The organism is Bacillus sp. 95MFCvi2.1, from assembly GCF_000374965.1.
Taxonomy (GTDB): Bacteria; Bacillota; Bacilli; order Bacillales; family Bacillaceae_G; genus Bacillus_A; species Bacillus_A pseudomycoides.
The window spans coordinates 404,881-425,700 of record NZ_KB895690.1 but is presented as its reverse complement, the minus strand read 5'-3'; the positions used below and the strand labels follow the sequence as shown (position 1 = coordinate 425,700).

Below are 20,820 nucleotides of genomic sequence, written 5' to 3'. Positions count from 1 at the left end.
AAGATAGAAGCAAGAAATGAAAAAGGGTAGAATGAAAGAAGGAGATTTTTCATCTTTTAGGGGGAAAAGTATGGTTATTTTGGAGCAGTACATACAGCTGTGGGTCCAGTATGGAAAAGGGAGAACAGAGGAAGAAAAAATAGAAATATCATTACAAAATATATCGGAAACATTGTTTTGTACGGATCGTAATAGTAAATTTATTATAAAAAAATTAGAAGAGTTAGCGTGGATTTGTTGGTTTCCAGGACGCGGAAGAGGGAATCGATCAAAGTTATCGTTTCAAAAAAATCCTATTTCTTTAATTTTAGAACAGGGGAAAGAAATAACGAAACAAGGGGATGTAAAGGGTGGAAAAGCATTTGTTGAGCAATATAGCTCATATTTCCCCATATTAGAAAAACAATTCCAAGCTTGGATAGATTCGATATTTGGTTATCAAATTGAAATGACTTCTCGAGGAAGACAAGATGTACTGCGTTTACAAGTTGAAATGAACCTGAAAATTTCTTTAGATCCTGTATATGCTACAATGCGTTCGGAGTGTCATATGGTAAAACATCTATATGACACGCTTATTTATGTTAATGAGAGCACAAATACAATAGAACCGAGACTCGCTTTTCATTGGGAATATAATGACAATCTAAAACTATGGACTTTTTATTTACGAAAGGGGGTTCGATTTCATAATGGAAAACGATTTACAGCTCATGATGTTGTATATACATTTGGTAGGTTTATGAATAAAGAGGATAATCCGTATTCATGGATGCTTCAACATGTTGAAAGTGTTCGTATTGTAAATGAATATATTGTAGAAATGCACTTGCATACGGAAAATCAATTGTTATTACATGCTTTAAGCTCAGAACAGTGTTCTATTGTAATGGAAGATGAGGAAGACAAATTAATTGGAACAGGACCGTTTAAACTGTGTGAAAATAATGAGTCTATTTTTGTATTAGAAGCTCATGATTTGTATTTTCGTGAACGACCCTTTCTCGATCGGATTGAATTATGGAATGTGCCACAAAGTATTGATACATATGATGTTTTCGTAAAGGCGCAACATAAAGAATTAGAAAAGTATCATAAGGAACTTTCTATACTGGAATCCAATGTAACATATATAACGTTAAACACTGAGAAACAAGGACCTATGCAAGATATTACATTTCGCAAAGCGTTGTATAAAATTATTCATAGCAGCAAAATAATAGGTGAGTTAGAGGGAGAGCGTGGCGAGGTAGCAGGGGAATTATTATTGACGAATTTTTTTATGCCAAGAATAAAAGAGGATATTCAAATCTTGGTTCAAAATAGTAAGTATAATAATGAAATATTAAATTTATACACATTTAAAGGACAAGATCATGTAGAAGATTCATATTGGATTCAAAAAGAATGTGCCAAATATGGAATTGTAATTGAAATAGCTTTTCTTGATACACAGGAATTATTACAGGTTCAAATGATAAAGCAAGCAGATATCATTCATGATAGTGCTACCATTAGCGAGCAAACAGAAAGCAGTTTTCTATATATGTTTCTTTCAAAAAATAGTTTTATTTATCAGCATAGCTCTCTGGATTTTAATGAGCAATTACATTCATATTTTATTGAACCTAATTTTGAAAAGCGAATTACACTGTTACGCGATATAGAGGACACATTGTTACGTAATATTCATATTGTTCCTTTATATCGTAATAAACAACACATACGTACACATGAAAAAGTACAAAATATAATCATCAACGCTCAAGGTTGGATTGATTTTTATAATATATGGTTTAAACCTTAATATATAAGCATTTAATAAAGGTTCTTTTGAAAAATCAAAAGGGCCTTTTTGTATGGAAGTACATTTTGATTTTGAACGTTGTTTCGCACATTTTTTATAAACACCCATTTACAGTGTAACAGTGTTATGTTACACTGTTATCAGGAAGGAGTGTTATACAGTTGAGTACGGATTTAATTTCAAAAAAGGATTTATTAGAACTGACTGGTATTTCATACGGACAGCTATATAGGTGGAAAAGAAAGAATTTAATACCAGAAGATTGGTTTGTAAGAAAATCAACTTTTACAGGGCAAGAAACATTTTTTCCGAAAGAAAAGATATTAGAACGTATTGATAAAATTCAAACAATGAAAGAGGATTTGTCTCTAGATGAATTAGCGAATATGTTTTCACCAAGTGTAACAGAGGTTTCTTTAACGAAAGAAGACATGATACGAAAGGGTATTGCCTCCGAACCGGTTGTGCAGTTTTTTATAGAACAAACGAATAAACCGGTAGAATTTCAATTTGTTGATATTCTCTATGTATACATTTTAGAAGAATTACTGCAATCTGGAGAAATTAGTTTAGAAGAAGGTAAGATGATACTGCAAGTGCTGCATGAGCACTATGAAATCATGAAACAAAAGAATAGTGAATTAGTTGTGGTTCGAAAACTAGGTATTGCTACATGTCTCTTAGTTTCAAATGTGGAAGATCTATTTTTTGAAAAAGGTACGAAGATAGTCGTACGTTTAACAATCATGCAATATACAGAAGCATTAAAATCAAAACTATTGTAGTGGAGGAGAAATAATGCATACAGAAAAATTAATTATAAATGGCTATGGTTCTTCAAATGGTGGAGAGTTCCATAAAGTACAGTTAAATGGAAAAGGAACTGTTAATGGAAATATTGACTGTGATGAATTTGAATGTAATGGGTCAGGTAGTGTAAATGGTGATTTAAAAAGCGAGAACACAAAAATTAGTGGATCCGGTAAAGTTGACGGTACAGTAAGCACTGAAAATATGCGAATTGATGGAAAAGCAACGATTACAAAAGATGTAAAGGCTAACAATTTAAAGATTGCTGGAAAAGGAACAATTGGTGGTACTTTGACAGGAGAAGAGCTTAAAATCCGTGGGCAAGCGACTATTGACGGTAATTGTGAAGTAGATATCTTTTCGTCAGAAGGGCAATTCACAATTGGTGGCTTACTAAGCGCAGATGAAATTGACATCGATATTCATGGTACATGTAGAGTAAAAGAAATAGGTGGTCAAACAATTAAAGTAAGACACAGACCAACAGCATTTAGTGGGCTTTTTAAAACGGTGTTTGGATCACATTTAGAAGCTGAATTGTTAGAAGGTGACAATATTGATATTGATTACGTGCAAATTAAAACTGTAAGAGGTAACAATGTTACAGTGGGGCCGAATTGTGAGATTGGACTTATAGAATATACGGGAGTTCTTCATGTCGATAAAAATGCAAAAGTAAAAGAAATTCAGCAAGTTTAATTTTTTTATAGAGAGAGGAATGTAAATGGAAAAGCGAAATAGTCTTACATTGAATGGTTCTGGTAGTTCATCAGGTGGAATCTATAATAAGGTGAAAATTCGAGGAGAAGGAACAATTTCAAATGATGTGAACTGCAATGAATTTAAAGCATATGGAACGAGCGATGTTCGTGGTGATATGACGACAAATTCATATATTGTGTATGGAGATAGTGAAGTACAAGGTGGTTTGCATGCTGAGTATGTGAAAGTATATGGTAATACACAAGTGCAGAATGATTGTCACATTAACAAAATAAAAATTCGAGGTATGTTCGAAGTGAATGGAAAGTTATTCGGAAACTTTGTGGACATTAAAGGAGGGCTGACTGTAAAAGAAGATATTGAAGTTGAAGAATTTTTATTAACGGGTGGTCTTGAAAGTGAAGGGCTTTTAAATGCTGAAAATATTAACATTATCTTGCGTTATGAAGGAAGTAAAGTAAGAGAAATTGGTGGGAAAAAGATTACAGTACGAAAAAAAGCTAGATTTATTCCTTTTACAAGTCATACTGGTAATCTTCAAACATCAATTATTGAAGGTGATGACATTTATTTAGAGCATACAATAGCTGAAGTAGTGAGGGGGAACAATGTTACAATTGGCCCTGGCTGTGAAATAAGTGTTGTTGAATATCATACTAGCTTTAATCAAAAAGGCAAATCAGTTGTAAAAGAACATAAACAAATATAGTTGTAAGAGGGAGAGCAAGATATATGGTTGCAAAGAATAGTAAACTTAGCTTTGTAGTTGCTGGTTTATTGCTAGGGATTTTAATGGCATCAATGGATAATACCATTGTTGTTACAGCGATGGGAACAATTGTTGGCGATTTAGGCGGATTAGAAAACTTTGTTTGGGTTGTATCGGCGTATATGGTAGCAGAAATGGCAGGAATGCCGATTTTCGGAAAACTATCAGATATGTATGGTAGAAAAAGATTCTTTATTTTCGGCTTAATTGTCTTTATGATTGGTTCGGCACTTTGTGGTACCGCAGAAAATATTACGCAGTTAGGTATTTATCGTGCGATCCAAGGTATTGGTGGCGGGGCACTTGTTCCAATTGCCTTTACTATTGTTTTTGATATTTTTCCGCCCGAAAAGCGCGGGAAAATGGGTGGATTATTTGGTGCGGTCTTTGGATTATCTAGTATTTTCGGTCCTTTACTTGGCGCATATATTACAGACTACATTAGCTGGCACTGGGTGTTTTATATTAACTTACCGCTTGGTATTCTATCACTTATTTTTATTGTATTCTTTTATAAAGAATCGCGCGTTCATCAAAAACAAAAGATTGATTGGTTTGGTGCAATTACACTAGTCGGTGCAGTTGTTTGTTTAATGTTCGCATTAGAACTTGGTGGACAGAAGTATGATTGGGACTCTACTTTTATTTTAAGTTTATTTGCGGCATTTGCTATTTTAATTATTATGTTTATTTTTATTGAAAGAAAAGTGGTAGAACCTATCATATCGTTTGAAATGTTTAAACAGCGCTTATTCGGGATGAGTACAATTATCGCTTTATTTTACGGGGCTGCTTTTATGTCAGCAACTGTATATATTCCTTTGTTCATTCAAGGTGTATATGGCGGATCGGCAACGAATTCTGGCTTATTACTATTGCCAATGATGTTAGGATCAGTAGTTACAGCACAGTTAGGTGGATTTTTAACGTCAAAGCTAAGTTACCGTAATATCATGATTATTTCAGCTGTGATTATGCTTGGTGGATTGTTCTTATTAAGTACATTAACACCAGAAACGAGCCGTGTATGGTTAACCATTTATATGATTATTATTGGTTTTGGCGTAGGTTTCTCATTCTCTGTATTAAGTATGGCTGCAATTCATAATTTCGGTATGAACCAGAGGGGATCAGCAACTTCAACGAGTAACTTTATCCGCTCATTAGGAATGACCCTTGGGATTACAATATTTGGTATGATTCAAAGAACAGGTTTTCAAGATCAATTAGAAGAAGCATTTAAAGGAATGGATGGCGGAATAAATAGCAACGCTCTAGGGAATTCAAGAGCAATTCTTTCAGAAGGCGCAAGATCTCAAATTCCGCCACAAATATTAGATAAAATTATTGAAGCCCTTTCAAGTTCTATCGTTCATACTTTTATGCGGGCGTTAGTTCCAGCAGGTTTAGCATTCGTGTTTATTTTCTTTATGGGGAATGAACGAATGGTATATAAGAAAGAACAAGGTAAGATAAAGGCTGAAACATCAAAAGCATAGAAGAAAAAAGCTCCTTTCTCAAATAGAAAGGAGCTTTTTTGTATGTAACTTTACAAATTAACCTTCGATTACTTCATATTCTTCGTCTGCTAATAATAAAATCTGTGTTTTTTTACCTTTGTTTTGTACTTCAATTACATCGTATGTGCCTAGGTCTCTTAATTTATTTTGAGACACATTTACCATTACTTCAATAGAATCGATTAAAATATCTTCTTCGATATATGATTCAGGCAATGCCATATCCTCTGTATCTAATACACATGTGTATAGATTTTGTAAATCTGCAGTAGATGGGTTTTGTTCTTCAACATCAATGATGTTTTTTACTGCATCCATATTTTCTTCTTTTACTTGATACACTTTAATTTTAGCCATTTTTTAATCTCCTTTATAACGTAATCGTAGAGGCTACAGTTTATTATAACGTTTTTTAGTGGAAAGATGAAATTGTTTCCTTATTATCATTCTCAATTATAATATTCGCATCCAAAAGTTCGGGTAGGAGAAGTGCTATTCAGTGAAGGGAAAGGAAATCCTTGCTAATTCAAAATTGGTTCGAATTTATTACAAAAGTGTAAGGTTTTTGTAAGGAAAATAGATAAATAGATCATAAGGTTTCTGATAGTATACGAGGTGTCACATACTATTAAAACAAGAGGTTGAAAACATGAAGAAACTGTTAATAACTTTGATTGCTTTTCTCGTATTATTAGGTCTTTTAATGACTGCTTTTGTAAGCTTTGATTGGGATTTAGCTGAAATGAAGCAAAAATTGGGCAAAGATAAAATGTATGTTCATATTACGGAGAACGGAAAAGAATATCAGGTAGATAAAGATGATCCTACTTGGAAGCGTTACGAGTATAACGTAATTGCATATGATAAAGATGGAAATAAGACGAGTATTAAGTTCGATGCTAATAAAAATTTAAAGCTAAATGCTTTTTTACGTGTGTATGTATTTGATGAACCAAATAGTGAGGGATATAAAGGGATTTCAACATATGAAGAAGTCCAACAAAATGAAATTCCTAAAAAAGCACTAAAGCAGATGGATAAAAACTAATATATAAGGATTGTTCATAGATGAAAAGGCAGCATGTATAATTGTACATGCTGCCTTTTTGTTTGAAGAAGAAAATAATGGTATGAAATGAAGTTTGAATTTAAAAGTGCTTATAATTTAAACAACAAAACATTTTTATCATATTCCCGTAAACACCAATTGTATTTATTTAATACAGTAGGATGAACACCCTCTTGATCAGTATTAATTTCTTTAAAACCATATTTTTTATAAAAAGCTGCCAGTTCTTCAAAAGGAATGCAATAAATATTAGGTACATTGGATTGCTTTGCTTCGTCTACTAAGAAAGAAAGGAGATCGCCTGCTAATTTATAGCCCCTGAATTTAGGAAGTATATAAATACCGCCCATTTCTAACGTGCTTTGATCAATTTTAACTAAACGTCCAAGTCCAACATATTCTCCGTTGTATGTCACAATTGCCACTTTATCTTTTTTTAAATCACTTGGCACAAATCCAACTGATTTATACTGACTGTTAATCCATTCTAAATCCTCTGGTGAAGCAAATTTTATTTTCATAAAAATACACTCCTTGAAAAATTCTGATATTTCTATTGTATAGGAAACAAAATGATTTGTAATGAAATAATGGTACTTGGTTCAATTAGATATAACTCGTTTGAGAAATTGATTTGATCATGAAGTTAATTTCTCCACATTCCACGCATAGAATATAGAATAGTTTAATAATACTTTCTCTTTCTTCATAAGTGTTTTACGTATATAATTTAAAGGTAATTGTTCTTATTTTAGTATACTTATAATAGAATAGAGGTTTAAAAATGAGCGTTAAAATCATTACGGATAGTGCTGCTGATTTACCAAAAGAATTGCTGCAAGCTTATGATATAGATTTGATTCCACTCCGTGTATATGATGAGGCAGAAACAGAGTATTTAGATGGAGTAACATTAGATTCGGTTCAATTATTACAAAAGATGAGAGAAGGCGAGGTATTTAAGACATCGCTGCCATCATTAGAAACATTCCAAGAAAAGTTCGTTACATATGCAAAGCAAAGTACACCTTGTATATATGTAGCTTTCTCTTCTGAACTTTCTGGTACATATCAATCTTCAGTAGTGATTAAAGAAGAAGTACAAGAAACATATGCAGATTTCGATTTAGAAATTATTGATACAAAATGCGCTTCACTTGGTCAAGGTCTTGTTGTATTAGAAGCTGCGAAAATGGCTAAAGAAGGTGCATCCAAAGAAGAAATTTTGAAACGAATTGCTTTTCTAACAAAACATATGGAGCATATCTTTACAGTTGCTGATTTGCAGTATCTTGTTAGAGGTGGTCGTTTAAGTAAGGTAGCTGGATTTATTGGTGGTTTATTAAATATTAAGCCGATTCTAAATGTGGAAGAAGGAAAGCTTGTACCACTTGAAAAGATTAGAGGTAGAAAGAAAGTTTTAGGCCGAATTGTCGATATAATGGAAGAGCGAGGAAAAGACCTTAAAGGTCAAACAGTTGGCATTACACATGGTGATGATTTAGAAACTGCGAATGCATTAAAAGCGTTAATTACTGAAAAATTTGGCTGTGATGTGTTTATTGTAAATACAATTGGAGCAGCAATCGGTGCGCATACAGGACCAGGTGTTTTAACATTGTTCTTCTTAAATGAAGTAGAGTAAAGGATTGATCTTTTTGATCAATCTTTTTTTTTTACAATCATAGCTTTGTACGAAATAGATGAGGATAACATCGTAGGAGGAATTAATATATCAAATGCAATAAAGAATATATGTAATACAAACGATTTACAGTAGCAGACGTAACTTTTTTATTATTCACTAGCTTTTTTTCTAACAGGCAAGAAGGTAGAAAGGAAACTAGTGAGAACTAGTATGAAAGAAACTCTCTCAGTCGTATCAATCTCTAAACCGTTATTCCATTGATATATAAAGGATACTAGTATTAAAAGTATAACAAATTCTGCAACATATCTTACTGTTTTTCGCGCCTTTTTGTCATTTGTTCTCAAAATCATATTCGTCCCTCTTTCTTATTTAATAAATATTTTTGATTTCAATCATCGATAAACTGTAGTCTTTTTAGCTAGCAACTAAATATGTATAATTGCATAAAAAAATTGAAATATATAGGTTATTATTAAACTACATTTTTAATGTGGAAGGGTATTTTTGTTTAAAAGTAAAATCGTTTACGTTATTGATGAAATTGAAATTTAGGAGAATCGTATGAAAAAGAAATTATGTACACTAGCTTTTGTAACAGCAATATCTTCTATTGCAATGACAATTCCAACAGAAACATATGCTTGTGGAATTGACGAAGTAATGAAACAGGAAAACCAAGAGCACAAACGTGTGAAAAGATGGTCTGCGGAGCATCCGCACCATCCTAATGAAAGCACACATTTATGGATTGCACGAAACGCAATTCAAATTATGGGTCGTAATCAAGATAAGACGGTTCAAGCAAATGAATTACAATTTTTAAATACTCCTGAATATAAGGAGTTATTTGAAAGAGGTCTTTATGATGCCGATTACCTTGATGAATTTAACGATGGCGGTACAGGTACGATAGGCATTGATGGGCTAATTAAGGGAGGATGGAAATCTCACTTCTACGATCCTGATACGAGAAAGAACTATAAAGGAGAAGAAGAACCAACAGCTCTCTCGCAAGGAGATAAATATTTTAAATTAGCAGGTGAATACTTTAAGAAGGATGACCGAAAACAAGCTTTTTATTATTTAGGTGTTGCGACGCACTACTTCACAGATGCTACTCAGCCAATGCATGCTGCTAATTTTACAGCCGTCGACATGAGTGCTTTAAAGTTTCATAGCGCTTTTGAAAATTATGTGACGACAATTCAGACACAGTATGAAGTATCTGATGGTGAGGGCGTATATAATTTAGTGAATTCTAATGATCCAAAACAGTGGATCCATGAAACAGCGAAACTCGCAAAAGTGGAAATCGGGAACATTACCAATGACGAGATTAAATCTCACTATAATAAAGGAAACAATGCTCTTTGGCAAGAAGAAGTTATGCCAGCTGTTCAGAGAAGTTTAGAAAAAGCTCAAAGAAATACAGCGGGATTTATTCATTTATGGTTTAACACATTTGTTGGAAATACTGCTGCTGAAGATATTGAAAATACGATAGTAAAAGATTCTAAAGGAGAAGCAATACAAGATAATAAAAAATACTTCGTAGTACCAAGTGAGTTTCTAAATAGAGGTTTGACCTTTGAAGTATATGCTGCGAATGATTACGCACTATTATCTAATCATGTAGATGATAATAAAGTTCACGGTACACCTGTTCAGTTTGTATTTGATAAAGAGAATAATGGAATCCTCCATCGCGGAGAAAGTGTACTGCTGAAAATGACGCAATCCAACTATGATAATTACGTATTTCTTAATTACTCCAACATGACAAATTGGGTACATCTTGCGAAACAAAAAGCAAATACTGCACAGTTTAAAGTGTATCCAAATCCGAATAATTCAGCTGAATATTACCTATATACAGATGGATACCCAGTAAATTATCAAGAAAATGGTAAAGGGAAGAGCTGGATTGTGTTAGGAAAGAAAACGGATCAACCAAAAGCATGGAAATTTATACAGGCTGAATAGGATTTCCTAGAAGAGAGAAAGAAAAATTTATATATTTTAATAATACTTCATGTATTTAGAATGAGTTTTTTGTTCATTAACTAGCATCTAATTTTAAAGGGGATTTGTGTATATGCCATTTCAAAAAATAAAACTAAGTATGGTTGCTATTTCTTCATTCTTTATTTTAGGTTCCTCGTCCTTATCATTTACAGATACTACATATGCTGAAGTAGTGTCTGCGTCTCCGAAAGCAGAGATGATTTTAACACAAGAGGTTACTGTAAAAAATTATGATGATACATATTATAATAGCGCAAAGGGAAAAGCGGGTTCAGAATTAAAAAAGGAGCTTCATAATATTATTGATAATCATACAAAGATATCATACAGTGCGGTTTGGGAAGCACTAAGAGATACTGATGAAGATCCAAATAATAAAAACAATGTTCTTCTCTTATATACAGGACGTTCGCAAGGGAAATTTACAAATGGTTCAGGGGTCGATAATTGGAACCGAGAGCATGTTTGGGCAAAATCTCACGGTGATTTTGGGACAGCTGCAGGACCAGGAACGGACCTTCACCATTTAAGAGCTACGGATGTATCTGTCAATAGTTCACGTGGGAATTTGGATTTTGATAATGGCGGTGTGAGTCATTCAGAAGCAACAGAATGTAAATACGATAGTGATTCTTGGGAACCTCGTGATAGTGTAAAAGGGGATATTGCTAGAATGTTATTTTACATGGCTGTTCGTTATGAAGGAGACAATGGCGAAGTAGATTTAGAGCTTAATGAAAAAGTGAATAACAATAAAGATCCATATATGGGGAAACTATCTGTTTTACTAAAATGGAATGAACAAGACCCTGTCGATGATTTGGAACGAAAGCGTAATGAAGTTATTTTTACAAAATATCAACATAATCGTAATCCATTTATTGATCATCCTGAATGGGCAAATGAAATTTGGAAATAAATAAGTAAAATCATACCTGGGTAAATTTTAAAGTAGAAAGGAGTGATCATAAGAATCACTCCTTTTTTGGCGTTTACTCCCATCACAATCAACCTAAGAAAAGCAAATACCCCAAAACGAGAAAATTGGCATCTCCCGGTGAAAATGTACAATTTTTTGTTTTAGGGGTGTTATAAAATTCTTAAGTTGATGGACATGGGGTCCCGCCAACCAAATGACATAAAACCCACGCTAATACATTTTTTAGAAGAGAAAAAGCTGACTTTCCCTCGTTAAGGAATTCGGCTTTTATGTTTTACTTTCGAAGTGGCCGTAATGATTCTAAAGTGGTTGATTGCTTAAATTTATACTCATCAAGGAAGTTAATATGTTCCCATCCTAGCGGTGAAATATGGTGTAGCGATTCTTCTTGTATGATACCTTTCTCTTTTTGATTCTGGTGCAAAAGTTTTAGAGTTTTTGCACTAGAACCCATTTATTTTTTTTATCTTTGATTTCAATTTCTTATATTCTTTCTTCCACTTTTGGGATGTACTTAAAAATTCATCAAACTTGAATAGCAGAGGGATCTTCTTCTCGAAGCAAAAGAATGAAGCAAGAACAAGGAGTTTATAGATTTTCAAGAATGCAATTTTATTTTTTGGCGATTACTTTAAATATGGAAAAAGAGAATTATATTTTTATTAAAACATAGAAAACAAACATTTTTATTGTTAAAATGAGGAATAATATATATTATGGAGAGGAATTTTGTCGTATGAAGAAAAGAATACTATCAATTTGTGTAGCCGCTAGTTTATTAGTGCCAGCTTCTTTTTATGGGGAAAGAAATGTACAAGCTGAAAGTAACAATATTGTACAACAAGCTGTACAAAGTAATAAAGGCTGGGTGAATGAATATGGAGTGTGGTATTACTATGAAAACGGTGTGAAAAAGAAAGGTTGGCTAAATAGTGGGGGTTCATGGTATTACTTAGATAAAAATTATGGTTATATGCACACAGGTTGGTATAACGATGGATACAATGAGTATTATTTAGACGAGAGCAGCGGGGCAATGCAAACAGGTTGGATGTTTGTTGGATACAACTGGTATTATTTTGAGGGAACTGGAGCAATGAAGAAAGGTTGGTTAAATAGTGGAGGTTCATGGTATTATTTAAATCAAGAAAATGGTTATATGCATACAGGAGAACTCTACGATGGAAAAGATTTATATTACTTAGATAATCAAAGTGGAGCAATGAAGACGGGTTGGGCATTTAATGGATATAATTGGATGTATATGAATGGGAATGGTAAGGCACATGGCGGCTGGTTAAAAGAGGGGAACTCATGGTACTACTTAAATCCTAACTATTATTACATGTCTACCGGTTGGGATATAATTGATGGGAAATTCCATTACTTTGCTCACAATGGGGTTTGGCAGTACTCAGAATAGTAAGCGGTTAAGCGGTTCAAATACTAGATAGTATCTTTCATTTAATCTAAATAAATAAACATAAAGTAACTCCAAAATATACAATAAAAGTTAATTTTGGAGTTATTTTTTTGTTTACTTATATATTATTGGGGTCCTACCACATCGCCATCAACTTAAGAACAAAAACAAAATGAACTTCCGTTTATCAGAAATAAGATATTCTTAAAGTAGAGGTACACTCTTAAAAATGTGCATGCCAAATAAACCTAGATAGGCATCATTATTGGCTTGATAGCAATGTGGTAATACCCAATAGCCTTGCAAACTTCTGATTACACAGAAGGGCACTGCATTCTTATATAAATTTTATATAAATTCATTATTAATAATATATTATCCGTATTAAAATGTGGTCTTTATAATGAAGATATCACTTTTAAAAGGAGGAACTAGAATGGAGTTTAGTAAACTTGGCAATAGCGGATTAACAATAAGCAAGATTGCATACGGAAACTGGATAAATCATGGGGGTAAAGTAGATGAGGATACTGCAAAAGAGTGTGTTAAAGCAGCACTAGATGTCGGTATAACAACATTCGATACTGCTGATGTTTATTCAGACACTAAAGCTGAAGAAGTACTCGGCCGGTCTTTACAAGGTATACGACGGGAGAGCATTGAACTATGTACAAAGGTGTGCCATCCGACTGGGAATGGGCAAAACGATAAAGGTTTATCACGAAAACATATTCTAGAAAATTGTAATGCATCGCTGCGTCGGTTACAGACCGACTATATTGATGTCTATTATGCACACAGATTTGACCCAACTACTCCTCTTGAAGAAACGATGTTAGCTTTCGCAGATCTTGTAAGACAAGGTAAAGTGCTTTATATCGGTGTAAGTGAGTGGACAGCAGAACAAATCACCCGTGGTGCAACACTTTCACGGGAATTGAATATTCCGCTCATCGCTAGCCAACCCCAGTATTCAATGTTGTGGAGAGTTATCGAAACCGATGTGATACCAACCTGTCAACGTGAGGGACTTGGGCAAGTAGTATGGTCGCCTCTCGCACAAGGTGTTCTCACTGGAAAATATCACCCCAAAAAACCAGTACCAACTCAATCACGTGCTAATTCCCCTGCTGGCAAACCATTTTTTTATAATCTTGCACAACGTTGGATGAATGACAATGTGCTCACTGCTATCCAGAAGCTCAAACCCATCGCACAAGAGATTGATCTTACCCTCGCTCAACTCGCAGTAGCTTGGGTACTACAAAACCAGAATGTTTCCTCAGCAATTATCGGTGCCTCGAGACCGGAACAGGTAAGAGAGAATGTGTTCGCTTCTGATGTCAAACTGAAACCTGAAATAATGAATCAGATTGACAAAGTACTAGAAGGTTTCGTTGAGTACGATCCGAGTAAAACAGGTTAAGTTTTTGCACGTGACTTAATCAGAAATATATACAAAATCTTTGTAGTCTTACTTTAAAACTTAAGTTAAATTAGAATTCTTCCTTTGTAATATTTTACTACCCATCCCATCAGGGTGGGCTTTTATTCTTGGTGATCAAGTTGTAAAATCGAATACACCTCTCTAACAACTGTTAAGAAATGATCTACTACTGCAGATTTTTCATCCTGTCTCCATCCAACATATAGATTTACTTTTGGTGTAGTCTCTTGGATTTTTTTATAGATAACCCCAGGGCGTTTATAACTTTCCACCGACGATGGAACGACAGAAACTCCCATTCCTGTTGCAACTAAATTAACAATAGTTTGCATTTGAACAGCTTCTTGAACAACATTTAAACTTACACCATGATCCCCAAAATAGTTAATAATTAAATCATAAAAATTTGGACCAAAATGACGAGGAAACAAAATAAATGGTTCATCAATTAACAATTGGAGTGGAATTTCGGGCAATGAGGTGAAAGGGTGATCTTGATGTAAAACCAATCTTAAAGATTCTTCAGAACAAACTTCAGAAGATAGTATCCCGTTGTTCTGTTTAGAACGAATAAATCCAATATGAATTTGTTTCTCATAGAGTGCTTTTAGTTGCTGCTCCGTTGTCATTTCACGCAATATAAGATGGATTTTAGGAAAGCGTTCTCGAAATTTATTAAGAACTTCTATAACGATTTCTGTGGAATCGACAAAACCGATTATTAAGTTCCCTATTTTTCCTTCAGCTGCAAGTTGTGTTTCTTTTATGGCTCTTTCTAATTGAAACAGTGTTTGTTGAGATCCTTCTAAAAATATCTTCCCAGCATCCGTAAGCTCAACCATTCTTTTTGTTCGATGAAAAAGTTGAACTCCCAATTCTTCTTCTAATTTACGAATTTCTTGGCTTAGAGGAGGTTGTGCCATCCTAAGACGTTCTGCTGCACGACTAAAATTCAATTCTTCTGCCACCATTATGAAATATCGCATTTTCCTAATATCCATTTTCATCCATCCCTTCTACTAAAATCTAATAAGGACTTCTCTTTTATTATCAAACTTATTTAGGTGCCTAGTATTTTCGTAGCCATGCTTTTTATGTTTTACGGCTCTTTGGTATTAGAGAGAGGAGATGTTTTAGAGTTTATCGATCAGTTCCATAGATAAGGGGAAAAATACCTCTCTTCAAATAACCTGTCAGTTAGTTAAGTAATTACACAAACCCACTTTAACATAATATCCCACTTTTGAATCGAAATTTTCTGAATAGGGGATGAAAGAAAAAAAGTAGATTAAAAGTTTTTCTCCTTCTGCAACTAACCTGCATCGTTAGTTTAAGTACATTTCTTCACAATCTTTATAGTGATATTAACATAAATATCCAATGAAAAATCATCTTATTTGTTCAAATTTCTTCGGGTTAAAAATGAGTGGAGTATTTCAAGTATGCATAGATGCATTAACTTTTCTTATCTTACTCATAACAATTGTTTGTTCATTGCCTTATATTGAAATGGAAAACATAAATATAAACATTTCATTAAATGAAATACACCCTATTTTACATGCTACATTATTAATATTTTAGTCTTTTTTGGATGGGAAGCAATTTCAAGTTTAGCGCCTGAATTCAAATCTCCGAGAAAAAGAAATATCTTTTTTTCAACAGGTGCTGCGATTATTATTATTGGCCTTATTTATATAGGAATTGCTATTTCAGTAATTGGGACAGGAGAATATTCTATAAAGTCTGATAATAGTACCGCTCTTGTAATCGTTATAAAAAATACATTAGGTGACCAATTTGTATGGTTAGTTGGATTAGTAGCTTTCATGATTTGTTTAGGTACAACAAATGCATGTATAGCAAGTATGAGTCGGCTGGGTTATTCTCTAGGAAAAGAAGAATTTGCACCTGAATATCTGGGGTATTTGAATAACAAAAGCAATACACCAACGAATGCTTTAATGATAGTAGGTTTCATCGCAATAACAGGGCTTTTAATAAGCTTCTTTTTTCATATTCGCGTAGATCAATTAGTGCTAATCCCTAATTCATTAGGAATTGTTACATATATTGTAGGTACTGCAGCGGGAATAAAGCTAATCAAGAATAGACTAGGAAAGATTTTTTCTGTAACAGCATTCACATGTTGCGTAATGGTATATCCGTTTATTGGTGATGTAATTGCCATTCCGATTGTAGTTGTATTGATGTGTTTGGTGTATATATATCAAAAAGAAAAGGTAGTAAATACACGCTATATAAATAAGAAGAAATAGAATAGGAAAGGAGTGAAAGTAATACTATTTAAAATACCTGCACAAAAGTCGGAATATTTCAAGATGTTGAAATTTAAGTGATTCATATATAATTAGCTAATGAATGCATTATTGTAACTATCTGTAAAAACAGGAGGCTATAAAATGAATCAAATGATCAATCATCCAACGCGATGGGATTTGGAAAGGTTATATCCTGAAACAAAAGATCCTACGTTTTCTACAGAAATAGAGATAATCGAACAATTAATAGGAACATATAAAGAAAATAGCGACCCAGCAATCCTCTCAAGAATTATACAAAGAATTGAAAAGGCAGAGTATTACTTTTATTGTCTTTCTGCTGAACACGCAGATGAATTTACAGCTGCTTTACCTCATACAAAAATAAATAAGTTGAAAACAGAGGTTCGTTTATTACTACAAGAATCGAATCATGAAAAAAGTAACTTCTTCGAAAATCAAAATATCAACTTTATAGAAAATGAATTAAAAGCTTGGGAAGACATGTACATACAATTACGAAATAGATTAGAAGTACATCATAATAACGAGATGTTATCATTTGGAAAAGCAAATTATCTTGCGATGAATGGTGAAACTCATCATGAAAGATTAGCGGTATTTTCTTCTCTTACAGAGGCATTGGAAAAGGAGAAAACAGTATTTGCTAGCGTACTTAATCAAATAGGTAGATTGCGTAACCTAAAAAGTAACCTGTTACAAGAAAAGGAGGTATTGTCACAATCGCTTCAAGCAAACGGTATTTCTAAAAATGCATTATTGGAAATGTGGAATGCTATTGAAGGGAATCTTGAAAAGTTATCGAGTGTTATAGCGTTTCATAAAAGAAGTAAGGAGACGTTTACTTGGCATGATTTGATGACATTGGAAGAAAATAATCAGGTTCAAATTCCGTTTTCAATAGCAGTAGAAAATATATATGAGGCCTTAAAGGATATCGATGAAGAACTAGCTCAATTTGCACAGCACGCTATTATGAATGGTTGGGTTGATGCTGAGCCAAGAGATAATAAGCCACCTAGTGGATTTTGCGCTCCTTTTTTAAGTGAAGGAGAATCTCGAATTTCATTACGGTATGATGAAACAATTGATAGTGTAAGAATATTAGCTCATGAATTAGGGCATGCATGGCATTTTTATGTAATGAGCAATGAGCAGTCTACTGCTTTTTTAGATGACTACCTTCCAATGTGTATGGCAGAATCAGCATCTATTTTCTTTGAGATGGTACTTGTAGATTACTTAGTTAAAAGAGCAGAAAGTGAAGAACTGAGAAAATCATTGCTTAGCTGGAAAATCAGAAATAGCTTTAATTATGTAATAGCCATTCGAGCTTCATTTCAATTTGAGCAAACATTTTATGAAGAAAGTCAAAAGGGACCTTTAAGTGCGGATGAATTAGAGAGATTATCTATACTTTCACAAAAAGCAGCTTATGGAAATTCTTTAACAGAATATCAACCTTTTGTTTGGATGAAATATGGTCAATTTTATACAGCGAGTGTTCCTTTTTACAATTATCCATATACATTTGGTTATCTACTAAGTTTAGGATTATTAGAAATTGCAAAACAAGATGGTAGTGAGTTTCATTCTAAATACAAAAAATTCTTGTGTGAGACTGGAAAACGCCCAGTCGAAGAGTTGGTGAAACAATACTTTCACATCGACCTTGCTGATAATGAGTTTTGGGAGAAAGCATTACTTCAAATAAATAAGGATATTGATGAGTATTTACAGTTTGTACAAGAGGAAGTTTAAGTCATTTATTATAAGAGAACACATAGGGGAAGTGTATATAAGAAATGGAACAACAGTACATAAAAGGCATACCATTTTGTAGCTTAGAGTATAAGAGAGTAATAGATTTATTAAAAAATTGGTTATCTGAAAAGGAAAATAAACCAAAGTTTATTGTTACGGCAAATCCCGAAATTGTAATGTCTGCTAAAGAAACTTCAGCTGTATCTGTACGTTTTAAAAAGATTTTGTTATCAGCGGACTTAATAACAGCGGATGGAATAGGAGTAATACTTGGTTCTAAAATTTTAAAAGGAAAATTAAAGGAGCGCGTTACAGGTGCAGATTTAACTCATGACTTAATAGAGTATTGTAATCAAGAGGGATACCGGGTGTTTCTTTTTGGTGCTGCACCAGAAAGTAATGAGAAAGCATTAGAAAATTTGAAAATACGTTTTCCACATGCGGTTTTCGAAGGACAGCATGGCTTTGTGAAAAATGAGCAGATAGAAGAAGTCAAAGTTCGAATTCAACAATTCGAGCCACACTTGCTATTGGTAGGATTAGGATCTCCTAAGCAAGAGGTATTCATCTATGAAAATCTTCAAGAATTAAACGTACCTTTATCTATTGGTATTGGAGGTATGATTGATATTTTATCCGGCACGGTAAAACGAGCTCCGAAACTAATGAGGGATACTGGTACAGAATGGTTATATAGGTTAGTAACACAGCCTAAAAGAATAAAACGACAGTTAATACTTCCGAAATTTTTACTATCGGTTATGGCTGAGAGAGTTAGAAAAAGCGTGCAGTAACTTTTTATAATAGAAACTTCATATATAATCGAGAAGAGGTAGACGACAAATGAAAAAAATCGGTATTATTGGAGCCATGCAAATTGAAATAGACTTACTTTTGGAAAAGTTAGATGTTCACGAAGAATATACAATTGCAAGAATGCCTTTTTATAAAGGAATATTTATGGATAAAGAGATTATTGTTACTCGCTGTGGTATTGGGAAGGTCAATGCCGCTTCATGTACACAAATTTTAATAGACAAATTTGAAGTGGATTGCATGATTAATACAGGTATTGCGGGAGGGTTACATCCTGATGCTAAAGTTGGAGATCTCGTAATTTCCACGAATGTTACACATCATGATGTGAATAAAAATCAAATGAAGAATCTGTTTCCATTCCAAGAAACATTTATTGCAAATCAGGAATTAAGAGAGCTTGCACGAAAAGCATGTAATACCAGTGGTTTAGACATAAATGTTCATGAAGGAAGAATTGTAAGTGGAGAATGCTTTGTTGAAGATGCAAAGCTAAAAGAGAAACTGCTGGATGAATATGCGCCTCATTGTACTGAAATGGAAGGATCAGCAATTGGGCATGTTGCCTTTATCAACGATATACCGTTTCTTATAATTAGAAGTATTTCTGACAGTGCGGATGATGATGCAACTAGTTCTTATGAAAACTTTGCAAAAATTACAGCTGATCAATCTTCAAGAGTTATAATGGAAATGATTAAGAATATATCAAGTAACACAGTTGTATGATTTATATGTAAAGAAGGGCCTCTTTAATAAAAGAGGCCTTGTTAAGTTAAAAGAAATTTTTAACAGAGAGGTGATTATAATAAAGATTGTAGAAATTAAAAAGATTATAGATCTTTCACAACTTGATATCACTCATCTTATAAAAGAAAGTAAAGAAGAGGGATTTCATTTTCTTCTGAAATTAGTAAATGAATACAAAAGCAAAACGAACACATTTAGTAAGATGGGTGAATGTTTATATGGTATTTTCCATGAGGATACTCTAATAGGAATTGGTGGATTAAATCAAGATTCATATACGAAAACTGAAACGATTGGACGGTTAAGAAGGTTTTATATTTCCAAAGCATATCGAAGGAAAGGGCTAGGAAACTTATTATTAAAGAGGATACTATCTGATGCAAGGGAACATTTTCAAATTGTCGTTCTATATACAGACACAGAACGAGCTAGTCAATTTTACACTTCAAATGGATTTCTGAAAAGTGAAGAATATAAAGGATCAACCCATTATGTAAAATTATAAAAAAGATTCCATAGACGATGTTTTATGGAATCTTTCTCTTTCTATTAGTGATTATGATGATGTAACTTTCAAATGCTTTAATAAATTTTCAGGGTGACCTTGTACATAATAAAAGTGTGGATTATTTTCATCATCATAAATCATGATATATGGCTTTTCGTTAAGCGGAAGGAGTACAAGAACTTCATCTATCGTTGTATGTATCCATTGATTTGTGATGACTACAGGTTTAGATAAAGGGATTTTCACCATATGTCCAGTTTTAGGGACAACATTTAGATTTTTAAATGCTCCGGTAATTGATTTTGCATATTGTATCGCCTCTTTTTGAATTTCTGTGTTTAGAGATTGTTTTTGTATGACCATTTCCTTTTGACAATCAAATACTTCAATTTGTTTATTTGTTTCTGCGAGAACAGTTGTGGATAATAAAAATGAAAACAGAAAAATGAATCCTATTTTTTTAAACATGGAACAACACCTCATATTTACTATACC

Annotated in this window: 21 protein-coding genes and 1 pseudogene; 16 read left to right on the top strand and 6 right to left on the bottom strand. The window is 33.3% G+C overall.

Going from position 1 to position 20,820, the window contains the following annotated elements; all coding sequences use genetic code 11:
- Positions 1–16: 16 nt before the first annotated feature.
- From C568_RS0102275 to C568_RS0102255, 5 genes are all read left to right on the top strand, one after another.
- Entirely contained in the window at positions 17–1,807 is a 1,791-nt protein-coding gene (locus C568_RS0102275; protein ID WP_006095094.1) for an SgrR family transcriptional regulator, read from the top strand.
- Between the two features lie 161 nt (positions 1,808–1,968).
- Entirely contained in the window at positions 1,969–2,592 is a 624-nt protein-coding gene (locus C568_RS0102270) for a YhbD family protein (RefSeq protein WP_018780667.1), read from the top strand.
- A gap of 13 nt (positions 2,593–2,605) precedes the next feature.
- Complete coding sequence (locus C568_RS0102265) at positions 2,606–3,316, top strand: polymer-forming cytoskeletal protein (protein ID WP_006095093.1); 711 nt, start codon at positions 2,606–2,608, stop codon at positions 3,314–3,316.
- Positions 3,317–3,341: 25 nt separating this feature from the next.
- Positions 3,342–4,049 (top strand): hypothetical protein, encoded by a 708-nt coding sequence (locus tag C568_RS0102260; protein WP_018780666.1) that lies wholly within the window; start codon positions 3,342–3,344, stop codon positions 4,047–4,049.
- A gap of 23 nt (positions 4,050–4,072) precedes the next feature.
- Positions 4,073–5,608, top strand: coding sequence for an MDR family MFS transporter (locus tag C568_RS0102255; protein WP_018780665.1), 1,536 nt, complete (start codon positions 4,073–4,075; stop codon positions 5,606–5,608).
- A gap of 57 nt (positions 5,609–5,665) precedes the next feature.
- Here the strand turns inward: C568_RS0102255 and C568_RS0102250 are convergent, their stop codons facing one another.
- Positions 5,666–5,986, bottom strand: a complete 321-nt coding sequence (locus tag C568_RS0102250; RefSeq protein WP_003197999.1) for a hypothetical protein — start codon at positions 5,984–5,986, stop codon at positions 5,666–5,668.
- Positions 5,987–6,278: 292 nt separating this feature from the next.
- Between C568_RS0102250 and C568_RS0102245 the strand changes: the two genes are divergently transcribed.
- Positions 6,279–6,677 carry a YxeA family protein gene (locus C568_RS0102245; RefSeq protein ID WP_018765696.1) on the top strand — a complete coding sequence of 133 codons (399 nt, stop codon included), beginning with the start codon at positions 6,279–6,281 and terminating at the stop codon, positions 6,675–6,677.
- A gap of 110 nt (positions 6,678–6,787) precedes the next feature.
- Here C568_RS0102245 and C568_RS0102240 read toward each other — a convergent pair whose 3' ends face one another.
- On the bottom strand, positions 6,788–7,219 hold the full coding sequence (locus tag C568_RS0102240) for a GNAT family N-acetyltransferase (RefSeq protein WP_003198003.1): 432 nt from the start codon (positions 7,217–7,219) through the stop codon (positions 6,788–6,790).
- Between the two features lie 263 nt (positions 7,220–7,482).
- Here C568_RS0102240 and C568_RS0102235 point away from each other — a divergent pair, with 263 nt between their 5' ends.
- A complete protein-coding gene (locus tag C568_RS0102235) occupies positions 7,483–8,343 on the top strand; it encodes a DegV family protein (protein WP_006095090.1) in 861 nt (286 codons plus the stop codon).
- 152 nt (positions 8,344–8,495) lie between these two features.
- Here C568_RS0102235 and C568_RS35125 read toward each other — a convergent pair whose 3' ends face one another.
- Positions 8,496–8,699: a hypothetical protein gene (locus tag C568_RS35125; protein ID WP_018780664.1), complete on the bottom strand. Its 204-nt coding sequence runs from the start codon at positions 8,697–8,699 to the stop codon at positions 8,496–8,498.
- Positions 8,700–8,910: 211 nt separating this feature from the next.
- Here C568_RS35125 and C568_RS0102225 point away from each other — a divergent pair, with 211 nt between their 5' ends.
- Together C568_RS0102225 and C568_RS0102220 are read left to right on the top strand one after the other, a co-directional pair.
- Positions 8,911–10,332 carry a zinc dependent phospholipase C family protein gene (locus C568_RS0102225; protein ID WP_003198006.1) on the top strand — a complete coding sequence of 474 codons (1,422 nt, stop codon included), beginning with the start codon at positions 8,911–8,913 and terminating at the stop codon, positions 10,330–10,332.
- A gap of 112 nt (positions 10,333–10,444) precedes the next feature.
- Positions 10,445–11,293 (top strand): endonuclease I family protein, encoded by an 849-nt coding sequence (locus C568_RS0102220; protein ID WP_003198008.1) that lies wholly within the window; start codon positions 10,445–10,447, stop codon positions 11,291–11,293.
- A gap of 295 nt (positions 11,294–11,588) precedes the next feature.
- Here C568_RS0102220 and C568_RS35120 read toward each other — a convergent pair whose 3' ends face one another.
- Positions 11,589–11,738, bottom strand: a complete 150-nt coding sequence (locus C568_RS35120; RefSeq protein ID WP_158319624.1) for a hypothetical protein — start codon at positions 11,736–11,738, stop codon at positions 11,589–11,591.
- 312 nt (positions 11,739–12,050) lie between these two features.
- On the opposite strand from C568_RS35120, the gene C568_RS0102210 reads away from it, so the two are divergent.
- Positions 12,051–12,737, top strand: coding sequence for an N-acetylmuramoyl-L-alanine amidase family protein (locus C568_RS0102210; protein WP_018780662.1), 687 nt, complete (start codon positions 12,051–12,053; stop codon positions 12,735–12,737).
- Between the two features lie 436 nt (positions 12,738–13,173).
- Positions 13,174–14,163 (top strand): aldo/keto reductase family protein, encoded by a 990-nt coding sequence (locus C568_RS0102205; RefSeq protein WP_018780661.1) that lies wholly within the window; start codon positions 13,174–13,176, stop codon positions 14,161–14,163.
- 122 nt (positions 14,164–14,285) lie between these two features.
- Here C568_RS0102205 and C568_RS0102200 read toward each other — a convergent pair whose 3' ends face one another.
- Positions 14,286–15,185 carry a LysR substrate-binding domain-containing protein gene (locus C568_RS0102200; RefSeq protein ID WP_029426842.1) on the bottom strand — a complete coding sequence of 300 codons (900 nt, stop codon included), beginning with the start codon at positions 15,183–15,185 and terminating at the stop codon, positions 14,286–14,288.
- 403 nt (positions 15,186–15,588) lie between these two features.
- Between C568_RS0102200 and C568_RS31690 the strand changes: the two are divergent.
- From C568_RS31690 to C568_RS0102175, 5 genes and pseudogenes are all read left to right on the top strand, one after another.
- Positions 15,589–16,463: pseudogene (locus tag C568_RS31690) on the top strand (APC family permease); the annotation flags it as partial.
- A gap of 144 nt (positions 16,464–16,607) precedes the next feature.
- Positions 16,608–18,248, top strand: coding sequence for a M3 family metallopeptidase (locus C568_RS0102190; RefSeq protein ID WP_018780658.1), 1,641 nt, complete (start codon positions 16,608–16,610; stop codon positions 18,246–18,248).
- 44 nt (positions 18,249–18,292) lie between these two features.
- The gene (locus tag C568_RS0102185) at positions 18,293–19,045 is read left to right on the top strand and encodes a WecB/TagA/CpsF family glycosyltransferase (protein WP_018780657.1); all 753 of its coding nucleotides are present in this window, start codon (positions 18,293–18,295) and stop codon (positions 19,043–19,045) included.
- A 49-nt stretch (positions 19,046–19,094) separates the two neighbouring features.
- Complete coding sequence (locus C568_RS0102180; RefSeq protein ID WP_018780656.1) at positions 19,095–19,796, top strand: 5'-methylthioadenosine/adenosylhomocysteine nucleosidase; 702 nt, start codon at positions 19,095–19,097, stop codon at positions 19,794–19,796.
- 76 nt (positions 19,797–19,872) lie between these two features.
- Positions 19,873–20,322: a GNAT family N-acetyltransferase gene (locus C568_RS0102175; protein ID WP_371389012.1), complete on the top strand. Its 450-nt coding sequence runs from the start codon at positions 19,873–19,875 to the stop codon at positions 20,320–20,322.
- A gap of 51 nt (positions 20,323–20,373) precedes the next feature.
- Here the strand turns inward: C568_RS0102175 and C568_RS0102170 are convergent, their stop codons facing one another.
- Positions 20,374–20,793: a hypothetical protein gene (locus tag C568_RS0102170; protein ID WP_018780654.1), complete on the bottom strand. Its 420-nt coding sequence runs from the start codon at positions 20,791–20,793 to the stop codon at positions 20,374–20,376.
- Between the last annotated feature and the right edge of the window lie 27 nt (positions 20,794–20,820).

What these genes read in the sequence shown, in the direction of transcription:
- C568_RS0102260 (WP_018780666.1), top strand. Translation starts at nt 3,342, where the DNA reads ATGGAAAAGCGAAATAGTCTTACATTGAATGGTTCTGGTAGTTCATCA.
- C568_RS0102225 (WP_003198006.1), top strand. Translation starts at nt 8,911, where the DNA reads ATGAAAAAGAAATTATGTACACTAGCTTTTGTAACAGCAATATCTTCT.
- C568_RS0102180 (WP_018780656.1), top strand. Translation starts at nt 19,095, where the DNA reads ATGAAAAAAATCGGTATTATTGGAGCCATGCAAATTGAAATAGACTTA.
- C568_RS0102235 (WP_006095090.1), top strand. Translation starts at nt 7,483, where the DNA reads ATGAGCGTTAAAATCATTACGGATAGTGCTGCTGATTTACCAAAAGAA.
- C568_RS0102200 (WP_029426842.1), bottom strand. Translation starts at nt 15,185, where the DNA reads ATGGATATTAGGAAAATGCGATATTTCATAATGGTGGCAGAAGAATTG.
- C568_RS0102185 (WP_018780657.1), top strand. Translation starts at nt 18,293, where the DNA reads ATGGAACAACAGTACATAAAAGGCATACCATTTTGTAGCTTAGAGTAT.
- C568_RS0102220 (WP_003198008.1), top strand. Translation starts at nt 10,445, where the DNA reads ATGCCATTTCAAAAAATAAAACTAAGTATGGTTGCTATTTCTTCATTC.
- C568_RS35125 (WP_018780664.1), bottom strand. Translation starts at nt 8,699, where the DNA reads ATGATTTTGAGAACAAATGACAAAAAGGCGCGAAAAACAGTAAGATAT.
- C568_RS0102170 (WP_018780654.1), bottom strand. Translation starts at nt 20,793, where the DNA reads ATGTTTAAAAAAATAGGATTCATTTTTCTGTTTTCATTTTTATTATCC.
- C568_RS0102205 (WP_018780661.1), top strand. Translation starts at nt 13,174, where the DNA reads ATGGAGTTTAGTAAACTTGGCAATAGCGGATTAACAATAAGCAAGATT.
- C568_RS0102275 (WP_006095094.1), top strand. Translation starts at nt 17, where the DNA reads ATGAAAAAGGGTAGAATGAAAGAAGGAGATTTTTCATCTTTTAGGGGG.
- C568_RS0102190 (WP_018780658.1), top strand. Translation starts at nt 16,608, where the DNA reads ATGAATCAAATGATCAATCATCCAACGCGATGGGATTTGGAAAGGTTA.
- C568_RS0102210 (WP_018780662.1), top strand. Translation starts at nt 12,051, where the DNA reads ATGAAGAAAAGAATACTATCAATTTGTGTAGCCGCTAGTTTATTAGTG.
- C568_RS0102245 (WP_018765696.1), top strand. Translation starts at nt 6,279, where the DNA reads ATGAAGAAACTGTTAATAACTTTGATTGCTTTTCTCGTATTATTAGGT.
- C568_RS0102255 (WP_018780665.1), top strand. Translation starts at nt 4,073, where the DNA reads ATGGTTGCAAAGAATAGTAAACTTAGCTTTGTAGTTGCTGGTTTATTG.
- C568_RS0102240 (WP_003198003.1), bottom strand. Translation starts at nt 7,219, where the DNA reads ATGAAAATAAAATTTGCTTCACCAGAGGATTTAGAATGGATTAACAGT.
- C568_RS0102250 (WP_003197999.1), bottom strand. Translation starts at nt 5,986, where the DNA reads ATGGCTAAAATTAAAGTGTATCAAGTAAAAGAAGAAAATATGGATGCA.
- C568_RS0102265 (WP_006095093.1), top strand. Translation starts at nt 2,606, where the DNA reads ATGCATACAGAAAAATTAATTATAAATGGCTATGGTTCTTCAAATGGT.